The sequence below is a fragment of the Mesorhizobium sp. M0491 genome (genome assembly GCF_040321265.1).
Classification (GTDB): Bacteria; Pseudomonadota; Alphaproteobacteria; order Rhizobiales; family Rhizobiaceae; genus Mesorhizobium.
Window position 1 is genome coordinate 1 of record NZ_JAMYRE010000004.1, and the last position, 17,493, is coordinate 17,493.

Annotated in this window: 17 protein-coding genes, 1 tRNA gene and 1 riboswitch; of the genes, 10 read left to right on the forward strand and 8 right to left on the reverse strand. The window is 62.7% G+C overall.

Annotation, left to right across the window (positions count from 1 at the left end; all coding sequences use genetic code 11):
• Positions 1-142: 142 nt before the first annotated feature.
• Positions 143-661: a GcrA family cell cycle regulator gene (locus NKI69_RS05710; protein WP_023811342.1), complete on the reverse strand. Its 519-nt coding sequence runs from the start codon at positions 659-661 to the stop codon at positions 143-145.
• Between the two features lie 358 nt (positions 662-1,019).
• Here NKI69_RS05710 and NKI69_RS05715 point away from each other — a divergent pair, with 358 nt between their 5' ends.
• From NKI69_RS05715 to NKI69_RS05725, 3 genes are all read left to right on the forward strand, one after another.
• Positions 1,020-2,219: an aspartate aminotransferase family protein gene (locus NKI69_RS05715; RefSeq protein WP_023811341.1), complete on the forward strand. Its 1,200-nt coding sequence runs from the start codon at positions 1,020-1,022 to the stop codon at positions 2,217-2,219.
• A 17-nt stretch (positions 2,220-2,236) separates the two neighbouring features.
• Positions 2,237-3,148, forward strand: a complete 912-nt coding sequence (gene argF, locus NKI69_RS05720; RefSeq protein WP_031213288.1) for an ornithine carbamoyltransferase — start codon at positions 2,237-2,239, stop codon at positions 3,146-3,148.
• 110 nt (positions 3,149-3,258) lie between these two features.
• Positions 3,259-4,290, forward strand: a complete 1,032-nt coding sequence (locus NKI69_RS05725; RefSeq protein ID WP_031213286.1) for an Hsp33 family molecular chaperone — start codon at positions 3,259-3,261, stop codon at positions 4,288-4,290.
• A gap of 48 nt (positions 4,291-4,338) precedes the next feature.
• On the opposite strand, the gene apaG is transcribed toward NKI69_RS05725, so the two are convergent.
• Positions 4,339-4,731, reverse strand: coding sequence for a Co2+/Mg2+ efflux facilitator ApaG/CorD (gene apaG, locus NKI69_RS05730; RefSeq protein ID WP_013533640.1), 393 nt, complete (start codon positions 4,729-4,731; stop codon positions 4,339-4,341).
• 24 nt (positions 4,732-4,755) lie between these two features.
• Here apaG and NKI69_RS05735 point away from each other — a divergent pair, with 24 nt between their 5' ends.
• Both NKI69_RS05735 and NKI69_RS05740 read left to right on the forward strand, forming a co-directional pair.
• Complete coding sequence (locus NKI69_RS05735; RefSeq protein ID WP_155930578.1) at positions 4,756-4,959, forward strand: hypothetical protein; 204 nt, start codon at positions 4,756-4,758, stop codon at positions 4,957-4,959.
• A 121-nt stretch (positions 4,960-5,080) separates the two neighbouring features.
• The gene (locus NKI69_RS05740) at positions 5,081-6,232 is read left to right on the forward strand and encodes a ceramide glucosyltransferase (RefSeq protein WP_352720394.1); all 1,152 of its coding nucleotides are present in this window, start codon (positions 5,081-5,083) and stop codon (positions 6,230-6,232) included.
• 5 nt (positions 6,233-6,237) lie between these two features.
• Here NKI69_RS05740 and NKI69_RS05745 read toward each other — a convergent pair whose 3' ends face one another.
• Positions 6,238-7,425, reverse strand: a complete 1,188-nt coding sequence (locus NKI69_RS05745; protein WP_292564337.1) for an O-succinylhomoserine sulfhydrylase — start codon at positions 7,423-7,425, stop codon at positions 6,238-6,240.
• 57 nt (positions 7,426-7,482) lie between these two features.
• A riboswitch (SAM riboswitch) is annotated at positions 7,483-7,560 on the reverse strand.
• Positions 7,561-7,698: 138 nt separating this feature from the next.
• On the opposite strand from NKI69_RS05745, the gene NKI69_RS05750 reads away from it, so the two are divergent.
• The 3 genes from NKI69_RS05750 (at position 7,699) to NKI69_RS05760 (ending at position 10,125) form a co-directional block, all read left to right on the forward strand.
• Complete coding sequence (locus NKI69_RS05750; RefSeq protein ID WP_027039510.1) at positions 7,699-8,793, forward strand: 2'-deoxycytidine 5'-triphosphate deaminase; 1,095 nt, start codon at positions 7,699-7,701, stop codon at positions 8,791-8,793.
• A gap of 72 nt (positions 8,794-8,865) precedes the next feature.
• Positions 8,866-9,252, forward strand: coding sequence for a hypothetical protein (locus tag NKI69_RS05755; protein ID WP_128287794.1), 387 nt, complete (start codon positions 8,866-8,868; stop codon positions 9,250-9,252).
• Positions 9,253-9,351: 99 nt separating this feature from the next.
• Positions 9,352-10,125: an ABC transporter substrate-binding protein gene (locus NKI69_RS05760; RefSeq protein ID WP_352720397.1), complete on the forward strand. Its 774-nt coding sequence runs from the start codon at positions 9,352-9,354 to the stop codon at positions 10,123-10,125.
• A 205-nt stretch (positions 10,126-10,330) separates the two neighbouring features.
• Here NKI69_RS05760 and araD1 read toward each other — a convergent pair whose 3' ends face one another.
• The 4 genes from araD1 to chvE all read right to left on the reverse strand — a co-directional run bounded on the left by araD1 (position 10,331) and on the right by chvE (position 15,634).
• Positions 10,331-11,323 (reverse strand): AraD1 family protein, encoded by a 993-nt coding sequence (gene araD1, locus NKI69_RS05765; RefSeq protein WP_352720399.1) that lies wholly within the window; start codon positions 11,321-11,323, stop codon positions 10,331-10,333.
• A 303-nt stretch (positions 11,324-11,626) separates the two neighbouring features.
• Positions 11,627-12,913 carry a multiple monosaccharide ABC transporter permease gene (gene mmsB / locus NKI69_RS05770; RefSeq protein ID WP_352720401.1) on the reverse strand — a complete coding sequence of 429 codons (1,287 nt, stop codon included), beginning with the start codon at positions 12,911-12,913 and terminating at the stop codon, positions 11,627-11,629.
• Positions 12,910-14,442 (reverse strand): multiple monosaccharide ABC transporter ATP-binding protein, encoded by a 1,533-nt coding sequence (gene mmsA, locus NKI69_RS05775; RefSeq protein ID WP_352720403.1) that lies wholly within the window; start codon positions 14,440-14,442, stop codon positions 12,910-12,912. Before mmsA ends, mmsB begins: the two co-directional genes overlap by 4 nt.
• 121 nt (positions 14,443-14,563) lie before the next feature.
• Positions 14,564-15,634, reverse strand: a complete 1,071-nt coding sequence (gene chvE / locus NKI69_RS05780; protein ID WP_128305264.1) for a multiple monosaccharide ABC transporter substrate-binding protein — start codon at positions 15,632-15,634, stop codon at positions 14,564-14,566.
• A 311-nt stretch (positions 15,635-15,945) separates the two neighbouring features.
• Here chvE and NKI69_RS05785 point away from each other — a divergent pair, with 311 nt between their 5' ends.
• Positions 15,946-16,935 carry a LysR family transcriptional regulator gene (locus NKI69_RS05785; RefSeq protein WP_127411597.1) on the forward strand — a complete coding sequence of 330 codons (990 nt, stop codon included), beginning with the start codon at positions 15,946-15,948 and terminating at the stop codon, positions 16,933-16,935.
• A gap of 221 nt (positions 16,936-17,156) precedes the next feature.
• Positions 17,157-17,393 carry a hypothetical protein gene (locus NKI69_RS05790; protein WP_023813880.1) on the forward strand — a complete coding sequence of 79 codons (237 nt, stop codon included), beginning with the start codon at positions 17,157-17,159 and terminating at the stop codon, positions 17,391-17,393.
• 2 nt (positions 17,394-17,395) lie between these two features.
• Here NKI69_RS05790 and NKI69_RS05795 read toward each other — a convergent pair.
• A tRNA-Gly gene (locus tag NKI69_RS05795) sits at positions 17,396-17,469 on the reverse strand.
• Positions 17,470-17,493 lie beyond the last annotated feature (24 nt).

The window sequence follows — 17,493 nt, forward strand, 5'->3', positions numbered from 1 at the left end:
GCAGTAGGCAGTAGGCAGTAGGCAGTAGGCAGTAGGCAGTAGGCAGTAGGCAGTAGGCAGTAGGCAGTAGGCAGTAGGCAGTAGGGCAAGAAATTCAGAGCATATTGCCCCTACTGCCTACTGCCTACTGCCCAATCCCTAACTATCGGCTCCGCCGCCGCTCCGATGCCGGCTGGAATGCCACGCGGGCGTGGTACTTGCAGTACGGACCGGTTTCGGCGGCATCGTTGCCGCAGAAATGGAAGTCCTCTGAAAGCGGATCGCCGTTCGGCCATTTGCAGGTCCGCTCGGTCAGCTCGACCAGCTGCAGATGCCGCGAGATCGGCAGCACGACATTCTCAACCGGACGGATATAATGGCGCGCCACCGGTTCGGCGTCGAACTGCGTCTGCAGGGCGGTCGCGCCGATCGATGTCGTGACATGGCGTGCCGTGGTTGCAGCGCGTGATACCGATTTCTGGACGGTCGATCCTTGTGCCGCCTTTTTCTGGCGTGCCGGCGTGGCGGTCGAGCGACCGCGGCCCGAGAGTTTCAGCCGATGCACCTTCCCGATGACCGCATTGCGGCTGACCCCTCCAAGCTGCGCAGCAATCTGGCTTGCGCTCAGACCCTCCGACCACAGTTTTCTCAAGAGTTCTACCCGCTCGTCAGTCCAGTTCATGAGACCGCGCTCCTCTAAGCGTGCGGCAATCGGAATCCTTCTCCCGACCCGGCAACATTTGCCGGGGCAGACACCACATATATCTGGTGATTAGGTCCGCCGCACGAAATCTAGTTATTTCTCGACTACAACTACTCTATGCGCTGACTCGGTGACAAGAGTCCCAAGTGCAACACGAATCGGTTTTTTCGGTTTTCCCCAACTTGCCCGGTCGCTTATGAGCCGGCGTCCCGTCAGGGGGCTTGCCGCGCGCCACTACGCGACGTTTTCGTTGACTTCATGGCCGAAAAACGGGATAAGCCGCACAGGCCGCCGCTTTGGCGGCTTTTTTGATTTTCCGGTACCGGAGACGCATATAATGAGCGGTTCGGCGCTTTACGAGACCTTTGCTCGCGCACCCCTGGCCTTCGACCACGGGGAAGGCACATGGCTGATTACCGACAAGGGCGAGCGATATCTCGACTTTGCCGGCGGCATCGCCGTCAATTCGCTGGGCCACAGCCATCCGCATCTGGTCGCCGCACTCACCGAGCAGGCAGCCAAGCTGTGGCATGTCTCCAACCTCTACGAGATCCCCGGGCAGAGCCGGCTTGGCGAGCGGCTGGCCGACGCCACCTTCGCCGACAAGGTGTTCTTCACCAATTCCGGCGCCGAGGCGCTGGAATGCGCGATCAAGACGGCGCGCCGCTGCCAGTTCGTCAACGGACACCCCGAGCGCTTCCGCGTCATCACCTTCGAAGGTGCCTTCCATGGCCGCACGCTGGCGACCATCGCGGCCGGCGGCCAGTACAAATATCTCGAGGGCTTCGGCCCCAAGGTCGAAGGTTTCGATCAGGTCAGTTTCGACGACATCGACGCCGCCGAAAAGGCGATCACGCCGGAGACGGCCGCCATCCTGATCGAGCCGGTGCAGGGCGAGGGCGGTATCCGTCCGGTGCCGACGCAATCGCTGAAGCGGCTCAGGCAATTGTGCGAACAGCACGGCCTGCTGTTGATCTTCGACGAGGTCCAGTGCGGCATCGGCCGCACCGGCAAGCTGTTTGCGCATGAATGGTCAGGTGTAACGCCAGACATCATGGCGATCGCCAAGGGCATTGGCGGCGGCTTCCCGATGGGTGCCTGCCTTGCCACGGATGAAGCGGCCGTCGGCATGACCGCTGGCGTGCATGGCACCACGTTCGGCGGCAACCCGCTGGCCATGGCAGTCGGCAACGCCGTGCTCGACGTCGTGCTGGAAGACGGCTTCCTCGAAGATGTCCAGCGCAAGGCGCTGCTCATGAAGCAGGGGCTGGCGTCGGTCGCCGACGAGTTTCCCGAAATCATCGAGGACATCAGGGGTGCCGGGCTGATGCTCGGCCTCAAATGCGCCATGCCCAACACCAAGGTGAACATGGCCTTGCGCGACCAGCACCTGCTGGCGGTTCCGGCCGGCGACAACGTCATTCGCCTGTTGCCGCCGCTCACCGTCACCGACGCCGAGATCCATGACGCGCTCAACCGCATTCGCGCCGGCGCCAAGGGCCTGGCGGAGGCGATCGCTTCCGCCGCGGCGAAGTAATCCCGGAACCATTGCTGATGTCAGTTCGCCATTTCACCGATCTTTCCGCCGTTTCCGAAGGCGATTTGCGCTTCATGCTGGACGATGCGGTGGTGCGAAAGGCGCGCCTCAAGGCCGGCGAGCGCACCAAACCGCTCGAAGGCAAGGTGCTGGCGATGATCTTCGACAAGCCGTCGACGCGCACACGCGTCTCCTTCGACGTCGGCATGCGGCAGCTCGGCGGCGAGACCATCATGCTGACCGGCACCGAGATGCAGCTCGGCCGTTCCGAGACCATCGCCGACACCGCCAAGGTGCTGTCGCGCTATGTCGATGCGATCATGATCCGCACCACCTCGCATGAGCGACTGCTGGAGCTGACCGAGAACGCCACCGTGCCAGTGATCAACGGACTGACCGACGACACCCATCCCTGCCAGCTGATGGCCGATATCATGACCTTCGAGGAGCATCGCGGTCCGGTCGCCGGCAAGACCATCGCCTGGACCGGCGACGGCAACAATGTGCTGCATTCGCTGATCGAGGCCTCGGCCCGGTTCCGCTTCAACCTCAACGTTGCCGTGCCCGAAGGCAGCGAGCCGGCGCAGAAGCACATTGACTGGTCGCAGGCGCATGGCGGCAAGCTGCACTTCACCCGCTCGCCCGAGGAAGCCGTCGACCAGGCCGACTGCATCGTCACCGATTGCTGGGTGTCGATGGGCCAGGAGCATCGCGCCCGCGGCCACAATGTGTTCTCGCCCTACCAGGTCAATGCCAAGCTGATGGCCAGGGCCAAGCCGGACGCGCTGTTCATGCACTGCCTGCCGGCGCATCGCGGCGAGGAGGTGACCGACGAGGTCATCGACGGACCGCATTCGGTGGTCTTCGACGAGGCCGAGAACCGGCTCCATGCCCAGAAGGCCGTGCTGGCCTGGTGTCTCGGCGCTTGAAGTGTCTCGGCGCTTGATCCCCAGGAGCTTGATCTGCGGGGGTGTGATGCCTATTTGCGCCGCATCACGCAAATCAAGCGCGTTTCGACGCATGCGCCCCGGAGGGCGGCATGGCCGCGCCCTGGAGCTTTGTCATGTTGGAAACCTATCAAGTGACTGAACATCACCCCAAACTCGGCGAATTTGGCTATGCCGGCGACGATCACGTCGTGCCGTTCGAGGTCGGCCCGCTCGATGTGCGGGGCCGCACGGTCCAACTCGGGCCGATGCTGGACGCCATCCTCGGCCGCCACGATTATCCCGAGCCGGTCGCCCGCCTGCTGGCGGAGGCCTGTGTGCTGACCGTGCTGCTCGGCACTTCGCTGAAGTTCGAGGGCAAGTTCATCCTGCAGACCCGCACCGACGGGCCTGTCGACATGCTGGTCGCCGATTTTTCCACGCCCTCGGCATTGCGCGCCTATGCGCGTTTCGATGCCGACCGGCTGGAAGCGCTGGTCGCGGCCGGCGAAACCTCCCAGCAGACGCTGCTCGGCAGCGGCGTGCTGGCGCTGACCATCGACCAGGGCGCTCACACGCAGCGCTATCAGGGCATCGTCCAGCTCGACGGCGAGACGCTGGAGGATGCTGCGCGCACCTATTTTCGTCAGTCGGAGCAGATCCCGACGGATCTCAGGCTGTCGGTGGCCAAGCTTTTGACGCCCGGTCCCGGCGGCGCCCGCGAGCAGTGGCGCGCCGGTGGTATCCTGGCGCAGTTCCTGCCGCAGTCGCCCGAGCGCATGCGCGTCCCGGACCTGCCGGGTGGCGATGGCGATCCGCGCGAGGAGATCCACGATCCGGCCGACAATTCCTGGCAGGAGTTGCTGGCGCTGCTCGGTACGATCGAGCCGACCGAACTGATCGACCCGACGATCGGCGCCGAGCGGCTGCTCTACAGGCTGTTCCACGAGCATGGCGTGCGCGTCTTCGGCGGCGTTCCGGTCGCCGACCAGTGCTCGTGCTCCAAGGACAAGATCCGCGGCATCCTCGAGGGTTTTTCCGCCCAGGAGATCAAGGACAGCACCGAAGACGGCGGCATCCACGTCGCCTGCGAATTCTGCTCGAAGCAATATGATTTCGATCCGGCGGAATTTGCGGCCCAGTAGAGAAAAAAACCACGCCTCACCGGCCGCTCCGCGGCCGGTGAGGCGAAATCAATTCACCGTCCGCCGCGTCCCCGGCAGATCCAGCGAAAACGCCGGAATGGCGATGTCGAACGTCTCGCCCCGCTTGTTGCGCATCGTGTAGTGCCCGACCATGATGCCGGATGGTGTCGAGAGCGGGCAACCGGACGTGTACTGGTAGCTGTCGCCGGGATTGAGTTCGGGCTGGTCGCCGACCACGCCGGGGCCACGCACTTCCTCGACCCGGCCGGTGCCGTCGGTGATGTGCCAATAGCGCGACAGAAGCTGCACGAAATCGTCCGACTGATTGTCGATCGTTATCTGATAGCCCCAGACATAGCGGTTCTCCGAGGGATCCGAACGGTCCTCCAGATAGAACGGCCTGACCTGCACTTCGATGTTGCGCGTGACGGCGCTATACATAAGCGGCTCCAAACAATCTAGAGCATGATCCTGAAAAGTGGGAACCGGTTTTCAGAAGAGATCATGCTCAAAGAAACAGAGATAGAGCCCCATCCCGGTTCAATCGGGATGGAACAGGCTCTAGGTCGAACTTTCGGCGCTCCACGCGGGCTGGTCAACGGTGCGCGTCCTGTCATTGCGGACGGAACCGCAGGTGGCGGCAAAGAATGTCATTTAAGTGACACATGACAATGATGGTGTGCGCCGACCAGTGCCGCGCGACTCGGGCGCTCTGTCGAATTGTTGAATCGGTCGTCATGCCAGCCAGATTGTTCTGGCGGACCGGTTTTCCTGGAGTGACCGGATCTCGATGGAACTCACTCTCATAGCCGCCACGCTTTCAACTGCCCTCATCCTCTCAAATCTCGCCAGCATCGTGCTCGCCGCTTCGCGTCTGAAACGGCGCCGCGCCATTGCCGCGCCGGCCGGCAAGCGACGGCCGGTGTCGATCGTCGTGCCGTCGCGCGGCGTCGAGCCGTTCACGCAGGAGACGCTGGAGCGCGCCTTCTCGCTCGACTGGCCGCGCTACGAGTTGATTTTCTGCGTCGCCCATGCCGACGATCCGGTGGTCAAATTGATAAACAGGACGATCGTCCGGTTTTCGAAAGTGCCGGCCCGGCTGCTTGTCGGCGACGACCGCATCAGCGCCAATCCGAAACTCAACAATTGCGTCAAGGGCTGGGAGGCGGCGCGGCACGACTGGGTCGTCCTGGCCGATTCCAACGTGCTGATGCCGAGGGACTACATCCAGCATCTGATGGCTGCCTGGCGGCCCGGCACCGGCCTTGTCTGCTCGACGCCGATCGGCTCGCGGCCGGCCGGCTTCTGGGCCGAGGTCGAATGCGCTTTCCTCAACACGCTGCAGGCGCGCTGGCAATATGCTGGCGAGGCGCTCGGCCTTGGCTTTGCCCAGGGCAAGAGCATGCTCTGGAACAAGCCGATGCTCGACGCCAATGGCGGCATCCGCGCGCTGGCCGCCGAGATCGCGGAGGATGCCGCCGCGACCAAGCTGGTGAACGGTCTCGGCCTGCGCGTCAATCTCGTCGCCGCCCCCTTCGAGCAGCCGCTTGGCCGGCGCTCTTTTGACGAGATCTGGTCGCGTCAGGCCCGTTGGGCGCGCCTGCGCCGCGTCACTTTCCCGCTGTTCTTCGCACCCGAAATCCTGACCGGCGCCGTGGTGCCGCTGGTGCTTGCGCTGATTGCCGCGGCCAGTGCGGGCTTCAGCCTCTGGGCAACCGCCCTTGCAGTGCTGGTAGCCTTCTACCTTCCCGAGTGCGCGCTGGCCTGGTCCAAGGGCTGGTACCTGTCGCCACGCATGGTGGCCGCGATCATGATGCGCGACCTGATCCTGCCGGCGATGTGGGGGCGCGGCTGGCTCGGCGGCGCCGTCGACTGGCGCGGCAATGCGATGACCATCGGCACCAAGACGGCCGAGCTGGAGGAGACGCCGTCCGGCGCCTGAAGGCCCTACCTGGCCTTCAGCGCCTGCGCGATGTCCTCAAGCAGATCGTCGGTGTCTTCCAGCCCGACCGACAGCCGGAGCGTGCCCGGCCCGATGCCGAGCTCGGCGCGCGCCTCGTCGCTCAGATTCTTGTGCGTCGTCGTCGCCGGGTGGGTGATCAGGCTCTTGGCGTCACCGAGATTGTTGGAGATCAAGACGATGTCGAGCGCGTTCTGCAAGGCAAAGGCCGCCTGCTTGCCGCCCTTGACGTCGAGGCAGATCAGCGTCGAGCCGCCCGCCATCTGCTTCTTGACGATATCAGCCTGCGGGTGGTCGGCGCGGCCGGGATAGATGACGCGGGCGATCTCCGGCCGCTCGGCCAGGAAATCCGCGATCCGGCCGGCACTTTCCGTCTGCTGGCGCACGCGCAGCGGCAGCGTTTCCAGGCCTTTCAGCAGCGTCCAGGCGTTGAAGGGTGACAGGCTTGGGCCGGTATGGCGGAAATAGTCGTGCAGGTTCTCGTCGATCCACTTCTTGTCCGACAGGATCACCCCGCCGAGACAGCGCCCCTGGCCGTCTATGTGCTTGGTCGCCGAATAGACGACGATATGGGCACCGAGCTGCAAGGGCTTCTGCTGCAGGGGCGTGGCGAAGACATTGTCGACGATCAGCCTGGCGCCGATCGAATTGGCAAGCGAAGCGACAGCGGCGATATCGACCACTTCCAGCGTCGGATTGGTCGGGCTTTCCAGGAAGAACAGCTTGGTGTTCGGCTTGATCGCCTTTTCCCAATTGGCGATGTCGGTGCCGTCGACCAGCGTCGCCTCGATGCCGTATCTCGGCGCCAGCGTCTCGACCACCCAGCGGCAGGAGCCGAACAGCGCACGCGCCGCCACGATATGGTCGCCGGCCTTGGCGCTGCACAGAAGGGCGGCCGTCACCGCAGCCATGCCGGACGCGGTGGCGCGGGCGTCTTCGGCGCCTTCGAGCGCGCACATGCGTTTTTCGAACATGTCGACGGTCGGATTAGCGTAGCGCGAATAGATGAAGCCCGGTTCCTCACCCTTGAAACGGGCCTCGGCGGCCTGCGCCGTTTCGTAGACATAGCCCTGGGTGAGGTAGATCGCTTCCGACGTTTCGCCGAAACCGGAACGCAGTGTTCCGCTGTGCACGAGTGCCGTCTGAGGCTTCCAGTTGTGCTTCTTGGTGCTCATCGCTCTTCTTCCAGACACAAAAAAACCGGCCGCGAAAGTCGCAACCGGTCCATACGGCCTTGCGGCCCGACGGTCCTTTAGCGACTTGTTTAACGTGGCTGCAAGCCGACCGGCCAAATCACCACGGGATAACGACCCTTTAGACCCGCACCGCGCTTGCGTCAATTGCCGGCTTCATTAAGAGGTTTGTACCAAGCAGGTTCCGCAAAAGTGTTCCACGGTTTTGCGACAAGAACCTGCGACAAGAAAAACGTCTGACCTAGGAGTGGAGCCTTGCGGCAGACAGGCATTCTTCCCGATCAGGACATTTCAGCGCTGTTCCAGTCCGGCGCGCTGAAGTCGGCGCGTGCGCTCGACGCCGACCAGATCCAGCCGGCCAGCCTCGATCTCAGGCTCGGCGACAAGGCCTGGCGGGTGCGCGCCTCCTTTCTGCCCGGCCCCAACCACAAGGTTTCGGAAAAGCTCGACCGGCTGCAACTGCACGAGATCAATCTTGCCGAGGGCGCGGTGCTGGAGACCGGCTGCGTCTACATCGTGCCCTTGCTTGAAAGCCTGGCGCTGCCGGCGGACATTTCGGCCTCGGCCAATCCGAAGAGTTCGACCGGACGGCTCGACATCTTCACCCGCGTCATGACCGATCGCGGCCACGAGTTCGACAAGATCGCCGCCGGCTATCATGGCCCGCTCTTTCTGGAAGTCAGCCCGCGCACCTTCCCGATCGTGGTCCGCACCGGCTCACGCCTGTCGCAGATCCGTTTCCGCACCGGCAATGCGTTGCTCTCCGAAGCCGAGTTGCACGACCTGCATCGCACCGAGATGCTGGTCGCCACCGAGCCGCCGAACATTTCCGGCGGCGGGATCGCGCTGTCGATCGACCTCAACGGCGATCAGAACGGCCTGGTCGGCTATCGCGGCAAGCATCACACCGGCCTCGTCGATGTCGACAAGCGCGCGGCCCAGGAGGTCGTCGACTTCTGGGAGCCGATCCACAAGAGCGGCGCCGGCGAACTGGTGCTCGATCCCGATGAATTCTACATCCTCGTCAGCCAGGAAGCGGTGCACGTGCCGCCGCTCTACGCCGCCGAGATGACGCCCTTCGATCCGCTGGTAGGCGAATTCCGCGTCCACTATGCCGGCTTCTTCGATCCGGGCTTCGGCCATTCGGCGTCCGGCGGCACCGGCAGCCGGGCGGTGCTGGAAGTGCGCAGCCATGAAGTGCCGTTCATCCTTGACCACGGCCAGATCGTCGGCCGGCTGGTCTACGAACATATGCTGAAGCGGCCGCAGGCGCTCTACGGCACCGATCTCGGCTCCAACTACCAGGCGCAGGGCCTGAAGCTGTCCAAGCATTTCCGCGCCGCGCGCTGAATACTTGATCAGGCGGAGCTCTTGTGAAAACTCGGCCAGGAGATGGTTCGTACTGGAAGAGCGGTGAGTTCAATGAACGACCCCTATGACGACATCTTATCGCTAACCGACAGCAAACCGATTTGGTGGGATGTCCATGACGTGCCGCGCTTTGCTCCGTTTCGTCCAGGCATGGGCGCGTATGGTAGGCCAACGGAATGCCTCCTTGTATTGGCTCGGGCGCGCGGTGGTCCTGAATATCTGCAGTTGATATGCGGGCACACCGCCCAGTTTGAGAGAGCCGATCATCTGACCCGGTCGAAGACTTTGGCAATGGGCGAGCCTCCAGCAGGTTTGCATGCCGAGAACGGCGACCTGAGTGTTGAGCCAGTCAAAGTGCTGGAGTATTGGCGGCGTGATCCAAATCCATTTGCCAAGTGGCAAAGGCTACCTGAATTTGAAATCGACCTAATCGATTGATGGCCTTCGGTCCCGACCAGACTCAGCTTGCCTGACTCTGCCCCGCCATGCTTGGTTACGCTGACCTTGAAACGAAACACTGCAAGGGGAACCAAGAAAATGCAGATTTCAAAATGGATCGTATCGGCAGCAGGCGCTGCCATGCTGGTGATGGCTGCCGGCTCTTTGTCGGCGCAGGCGGCGGAGAAAATCAAGATCGGCACCGAGGGCGCCTATCCGCCGTTCAACACCATTACGGCCGACGGCAAGGTGGAGGGCTTCGACATCGACATCGCCAATGCGCTGTGCGCGCAGATGAAGGTCGAATGCGAAATCGTCACCCAGGATTGGGACGGCATCATTCCCGCTTTGCAGGCCAAGAAGTTCGACGCCATCATCGCCTCGATGAGCATCACCGAGGAGCGCAAGAAACAGGTCGCCTTCACCAACAAATACTATACGACACCGCTCGCTCTGGTGGCGCCTAAGGACAGCGATCTCACCTCGACCGAACCGGCGGCCCTTGCCGGCAAGACGGTGGGCGCCCAGGCTTCGACCACGCAGGCCGACTATGCCCAGAATGAATATGGCAAGGCGGGCGCTGAGGCAAAGCTCTACCCGACCCAGGAAGAGGCGATCACCGATCTGCAGAATGGCCGCCTCGATGCGGTCATTTCGGACAAGTTCGTGCTGGTGGACTGGATGAAGAAGGCGAGCGAAGGCTGCTGCAAGATGATTGGAGACGTCAAGGGTACGGAGACGCAAGCCGGCATTGCCGTGCGCCTGGAAGACACGGCCCTGCGCGACAAGCTCAACGCCGCAATCGACGCCATCGTCGCCGACGGCACCTACAAGAAGATCCAGGCCAAATATTTCGACTTCGATATTTATTGAGACGTCGAAGCCGCCAATCTCCCCCCTCGTGGGGGAGATGCCCGGCAGGGCAGAAGGGGGGCGCGAGGGATCGCGACCTCTCTGCACCAGCAGACTGGTTCGAAAGAAAAACTAAGTAGGATGGAGACGTTGGCGGGACAGCGCCCCCCTCTGGCCTGCCGGCCATCTCCCCCACGAGGGGGGAGATCACGCTGTCATCGACGCCTCACAGCGCCTTCACAGCCACCTTCACCGGCTGCTCGATCTCCAGCGGGTTGCGCAGCGGCAGGCCGAAATCCCCGGCCTCGATCTCGAACACATCGCCGGCCTCGGTCTTGATGCCGTCGGCGAAGGACAGCGTCGCCGTACCGAACATATGCACATGCACGTCGCCCGGCTGGCGGAAGGCCGCGTATTTGAAATGGTGATGCTCGAGATTGGCGATGGTGTGCGACATGTTCGCTTCACCGGACAGGAACGGCTTTTCCCACAGCACCTCGCTGTCGCGCACGATGCGCGAGGTGCCGCGGATATCGGGCGGCAGGTCGCCGATCAGGATTTCCGGACCGAACGAGGCGTTGCGCAGCTTGGAATGGGCGAGGAACAGATAGTTCACGCGCTCGGTGACGTGGTCGGAAAACTCATTCGACAGCGTGAAGCCGACGCGGAAAGGTGCGCCGTCATCGCCGATGACATAGATGCCGGCCACCTCGGGCTCTTCGCCGGCGTCCTTGGCAAAGGCCGGTGACAGGAGTGCGGCGCCTGGCGCCACCGCCATCGTGCCATTGCCCTTGTAGAACCATTCCGGCTGCACGCCGATCTGGCCTTTCGCCGGCTTGCCGCCCTCCAGCCCCATGCGGAACATCTTCATGGAATCGGTGAGCTGCTCCTCGCCGTCGGCGCTCAGCTTCTTGTGCATGGAATCGCGCGTTGCGGCGGAGCCGAGATGCGTCAGCCCGGTGCCGGTCAGGTGCAGATGCGCCGGATCGGGGTGATTGATCGGCGACAGCAGCCGCCCCTTCTTGTAAGCGGCCTCGAGATCGACCGTCTCGCCAAGCCCCTTGCGTTCGATCAGCGCGACGAGGCCGACGCCGGTGCGGGCGGCCTCCATCGCCAGCGAATAGACGCTGCGGGCGCCATTGATGATCCGGGTCTTGCCGCCATTGCGGGCGACGACGCGGATGGTCTCGGCGTCGTCAAGGATCTGGGAGATCAGCATGATGAATCCTCTCTCATTTGCCTTGGCAGGACTGCCAAAACGGCAGAGTGCTCGGCGCGGCCGGGACCTCGTCCATGCCACGGTTTAAATTCTCAGTTCGGATTGCGCTCGCGGGCCTGGTCCCTCAGGGACTTCTGTTACCGGCGGGTTGCCGGCAGCGCCGCGATCGTATGCCTCCTGCTTGCCTCGACTAGAGCAGTTCACCGTTTCACGGAAACGGCAAACCGCTCTAACTCATTGTCTTGGTGCAATTCCGGGCGGAAAACCGTTTCACACTTTTCCTGGAATTGCTCTTAAGCCCGTTCAAGCCTTGTTCTTGTTGTAGACGTCGAAGATCACGGCACCGAGCAGCACCAGGCCTTTGACCACCTGCTGCCAGTCGACGTTGACGCCCATGATCGACATGCCGTTGTTCATCACGCCCATGATGAAGCCGCCGACCACCGCGCCGATGACCTGACCGACGCCGCCCATCGCCGAGGCGCCGCCGATGAAGACGGCGGCGATGACGTCGAGCTCGCTGCCGAGGCCCGCGGCCGGCACCGCCTGTCCCAGTCGCGCCGCGATGATCAGGCCGCCGAGCGCCGACAGCACGCCCATATTGATGAACACCATCAGCGTCAGCCGCTCGGTGTTGATGCCCGACAGCTGCGCGGCCTTGGAATTGCCGCCCATGGCGTAGATACGGCGGCCGATGGTCATGCGCTTGGTGACGAAGACGAACAGCGAGATCAGCACGCCCATGACGAGCAGCACCACCGGCAGGCCCCTGTAGCTGGCGAACTGGTAGACCAGGAACAGGGCCAGCGCGCTGCCGACCAGCGTCTTGACGACGAACAGGGCAAAGGGCTCGGCCTCATAGCCATGGCGTTCGCGCTTGCGGCGCGTCCTCACCCCGAAATAGGCATAGGCCAGCACGGCGATCAGGCCCAGCACAATCGTCGTCATGTGCAGCGTCAGGCCGCTGCCCAGGATGGTCTTGCCGGCCGCGTTCACCGTCGGCGGGATAAGCGTCAGTGGCCCGATGACATCCGGAATGAAGCCGGAGCTGAGCGCCTTGAAGCCATCGGGTAGCGGCCCCACCGAGGATCCGCCGCCCAGCAGGGCCTGGCAGATGCCGCGGAAGATCAGCATGCCGGCCAGCGTTACGATGAAGCTCGGTATTCGGTGATAGGCGATCCAGTAGCCTTGCGCGGCGCCGATCGCGCCGCCCACGATCAGGCAGATGATCGACACCACCAGCGGATTGCTGAACGGGCCGAGCGGCCAGATGACCATCATCATCGCCGCCAGCGCGCCGATGAAACCGGCGACCGATCCGACGCTGAGGTCGATATGGCCGGAGACGATCACCAGCAGCATGCCCAGCGCCATCACGATGATGAACGAGTTCTGCTGCACCAGATTGCTCAGGTTCACCGGCTTGAACAGCGTTCCGTTCGTGGTGAACTGGAAGAACACCATGATGGCGATCAGCGCCAGGATCAGGCCGTACTCGCGCAGGTTCGTCGTCAGCGCCGAGACGGCGATGCGTGGGCGCTGCTCTTCGGCGACGTTGCCCTGCGGGGCGGGGGCGCTTTCGGTGCTCATGCTGCTTTTCCTTCTCCACGAACGATGGCACGCATTATTTTTTCCTGGCTTGCTTCCGCGGCGGGCATTTCGCCCACGATGCGCCCTTCGTTCATGACGTAGATGCGGTCGGTGATGCCGAGCAATTCCGGCATTTCCGACGAGATGACCACGATCGCCTTACCCTCCGAGGCGAGCCGCGCGATGATCGTATAGATTTCGTACTTGGCGCCGACATCGATGCCGCGTGTCGGCTCGTCGAGGATCAGCACGTCCGGGTCGGCGAACAGCCATTTCGACAGCACCACCTTCTGCTGGTTGCCGCCGGAGAGATTGCCGGTCATCTGATAGACGCTGGACGCGCGGATATTGGTCTTCTTGCGATAGTCGTTGGCAACGGCGAGCTCGCGCATGTCGTCGATCACGCTGTGGCGCGAGACGCCGCCAAGATTGGCCAGCGTGATGTTGTGCTTGATATGGTCGATAAGGTTGAGACCGTAGGTCTTGCGGTCCTCTGTGACGTAGGCGATGCCGTGTTGGACCGCCTTGCTCACCGAGGATACGTCGACCGGCTTGCCCTTGAGCAGCACCTCGCCGGAGATGCGGCGGCCGTAGGAGCGGCCGAACAGGCTCATGGCGAATTCGGTGCGGCCAGCGCCCATCAGCCCGGCAATACCCACCACTTCGCCCTTGCGCACGTTGATGTCGATACCCTTGATCACCTGCCGCTCGGCATGGATCGGGTGATAGACCGACCAGTTCTTCACTTCGAACACGATCTCGCCGATATCAGGCTCGCGCGGCGGATAGCGGTCGTCGAGTGAGCGGCCGACCATCGAAGTGATGATGCGGTCTTCAGAGATGTCCTTCTTGGCCAGCGTCTCGATGGTGCGCCCGTCACGAATGACCGTGACCTTGTCGGCGACCCGGTTCACCTCGTTGAGCTTGTGCGAGATCAGGATCGAGGTCATGCCCTGCCGCTTGAATTCGAGCAGAAGGTCGAGCAGCGCCTGGCTGTCCTTTTCGCTGAGCGACGCCGTCGGCTCGTCGAGGATCAGGAGCTTGACTTCCTTGCTCAACGCCTTGGCGATCTCGACCAGCTGCTGCTTGCCGACGCCGATATTGGTGATCAGCGTCTTGGGGTCCTCCTTGAGGCCCACCTTCTTCAACAGGGCGCTGGTGCGCGCCTCGTTGGCATTCCAGTCGATGATGCCGTATCTGGCGTGCTCGTTGCCGAGGAAGATGTTTTCGGCGATCGACAGCATCGGCACCAGCGCAAGTTCCTGGTGGATGATGACGATGCCCTTGCGCTCGCTGTCATGGATGCCTTTGAACTGGCATTCCTCGCCGTTAAAGATGATCTGGCCGTCATAGGTTCCTGAGGGATAGACGCCCGACAGCACCTTCATCAGCGTCGACTTGCCGGCGCCGTTTTCGCCGACCACGGCATGGATCTCGCCTTCCTCGACGCTGAGGTTGACGTTCGACAGCGCCTTCACGCCGGGGAACGTCTTGGTGATGTCGCGCATCTCCAAAATCGTCGAGGCCATGGGACAACCGCTCCTTGAGAGCTCGGCAAACATTGCCGGCGAGGTCGGCGACAATACCGGGCTCGCTGGTGAACGAAAAGGGGCCCTGCGTTGCGCAGGACCCCTGACTTTGTAACCGGGGTTACTTCAGCTCGTCGGCCTTGATGTAGCCGGAGTCGACGACCAGCGCCTGGTAGTTCGACTTGTCGACCTCATGCGGCGTCAGCAGGATCGAAGGAACGACCTTGACGTCGTTGTTGTAGGTCTTTTCATCGAGGCCGTCCGGCTTGCCGCCCGAGAGCACCTTGTCGACGAGTTCGACGGTGGCCTTGGCCAGTTCGCGGGTGTCCTTGAACACGGTCGAATACTGCTCGCCCGTGATGATCAGCTTGACCGAAGCGGTCTCGGCGTCCTGGCCGGTCACAACAGGCCACGGCTGAGCCTCGGTGCCGTAGCCGACGGCGCGCAGCGAGGCGGTGATGCCGCGCGACAGGCCGTCATAGGGCGAAAGAACGCCATCGACGCGGCTGCCGTCCGAATAGTTGGCCGACAGCAGGTTGTCCATGCGCGCCTGGGCGGTGGCGGCGAGCCAACGCAGCGTGCCGACCTTGTCCATGCCGGTCTGGCCGGACTTGATCTTGATCGAGCCGTCGTCGATCAGCGGCTGCAGGACGGAGATGGCGCCATTGTAGAAGAAGAAGGCGTTGTTGTCGTCGGGCGAGCCGCCGAACAGTTCGACGTTCCACGGCTTGGTGTTCGGGAAACGCTCCTTGAGGCCCTTGACCAGCGAATTCGCCTGGATCACGCCGACGCCGAAATTGTCGAAGGTGGTGTAGTAGTCGACATTGGCGGTCTTCTTGATCAGGCGGTCATAGGCGACGACGACGACGCCCGCGTCAGCGGCCTTCTGCAGAGCATCCGACAGGGTGGTGCCGTCGATCGAAGCGATGATCAGCGCCTTCGGGCCTTTGGTGATCTCGTTTTCCAGCTGGCTGAGCTGGTTGGGGATGTCGTCCTGCGCGTATTGCAGATCGACGGTGTAGCCGAGAGCCTCGAGCTGGGACTTGACGGCGTCGCCGTCGTTGATCCAGCGCTGCGAGGTCTTGGTCGGCATCAGCACGCCGACGAGACCCTTGTCGGCTGCGTGCGCCGAATAGGTCATGGCAGCGATGCCAAGGGCCGCGACGGCGGCCAGTGTCTTGATGATTTTCACTTTAACTCTCCCTGGTTGATGGACGCGGCACCCCGGGGGTCGCGGGCCGCGCAATCGTGCAGAAGCGCCAAGGCACTGCTGCCGTCATATCGATCTCCGGTATCCTCCCATGGCCCCGAGACGCTGATTCAATCGATACGATTTTGCTCGTCAGCGACCGTCACGTCTTGGAACGCGCGGAGGGTGTGGGTCTTTGCCATAACTGTCAAATGCGATCTTTGATGGTTGCTATATCATGGTTGGTATATGTATTGCGACGTGACGGGCTGACCCCGATGTCGGCCTAACACGAGCAGAAGGCAGGGAAAGCGATGGCGCGGCCCGGGAATCCGACAACAGCTTCAAATGGTTACAGAGAAGCACCGGGCGATGGCGAAACCCTGCTGCGCAGCGGTCTCAGTCTGCGTCACATGCGCATGATCGTCGCGCTCGACGACCATGGCCGGGTCAGCGCGGCAGCCCAGGTTCTGAACATTTCGCAGCCGGCGGCCTCGCGCATGATCGCGGAGATGGAGGCGGTGCTGGAGGTCAAGCTGTGCGAGAGGCTGCCGCGCGGTATCACCTTGACGCCATACGGCAAGGCTTTGGCCAGGCGCGCGCGCTCGATCCTGCTGGAGATGCGCGAGGTCGACCGCGAGATTTCCGAGCTCAAGGCGGGCAAGGGCGGTTCGGTTTTCCTGGGTGCCGTGACCGCGCCGGCCATCGAGTTGGCGGTGCCGGCAATTCGTGAAATCCGCCGCATTTACCCGCGTATCGAGATCACCATGCAGGTCGAGACCTCCAATGTGCTGGCACGTGAGCTGATCGCCACGCGCCATGACTTCATCATCGCGCGCATCCCCGACGATCTCAATCCGCGGCTGTTCGAGTCGCGCGTCATCGGCGTCGAGAAGGCCTGCCTGATCGTGCGCCGGGGCCATCCGCTCACCAAGGGCGAGGCGGTGCGGCTGGAAGAGACCGCCGCCTATGACTGGGTCTTCCAGTCTGGCGGCTCGCCCTTGCGCCAGGCGATGGAGAGCAACTTCCTCAACCGCAACATCGCTCTGCCGGACCGCATCCTGAACACCAGTTCGCTGCTCCTGACCCTGGTCATGGTCGCGCAATCCGATGCCATCGCACCGGTCTCTGTCCAGGTGGCGAAATTCATCCAGAACCCTGACGGGCTGGCCGGCGCCATTGACGTCGTCCAGACCGAATTCGACATCGAGGTCAGGCCCTACAGCCTGATCACGGTCAGGAATCGCGCGCTGTCGCCGGCCGCCAAGATGCTGCACGACTTCATTCTGAGGGAAGTGGGATGATGGCTGGCCCGGGTAGGTTGTCCGGCGAAAGCACCGCCAGGCCGAGGCTAGAGCAGTTCACCGTTTCACGGAAACGGCGACCCGCTCTAACTCCTCGTTTTGACGCAATTCCGGACGGAAAACCGTTCCTGGAATTGCTCTAGCGAAAGCGAACTGGGAACATTGTTTCCCGCCAATGCGTTCATGATCTTGCAAGGGACGATTTCTTCTGGAGGCTGAACATGCGCAGCTTCGAAATCATCGATCTGCTTTACGTGATCGAGGCCTGCAAGCACGATCGATCGGTCGGGAATTTCGTTTCCATGGCTGAAGGCGTGGAAGAATTGCGGGTGTTGACCGGCGATTTCGTTTCATCGGATGACGTGGCAGCAAACGCCCTCGCAACGGTGGCGCTTGCGCGAGGCTGCTCGGTTGTGTTCGACGAACAGGCAGGCGCTGAAATGGTTCTGACGCCTTAGACTGGAGCGGGTAGAGGGAATCGAACCCTCGCGTTCAGCTTGGGAAGCTGACAAGCTACCATTACATCATACCCGCGTGCGCCCTCGTTACCATGACGGC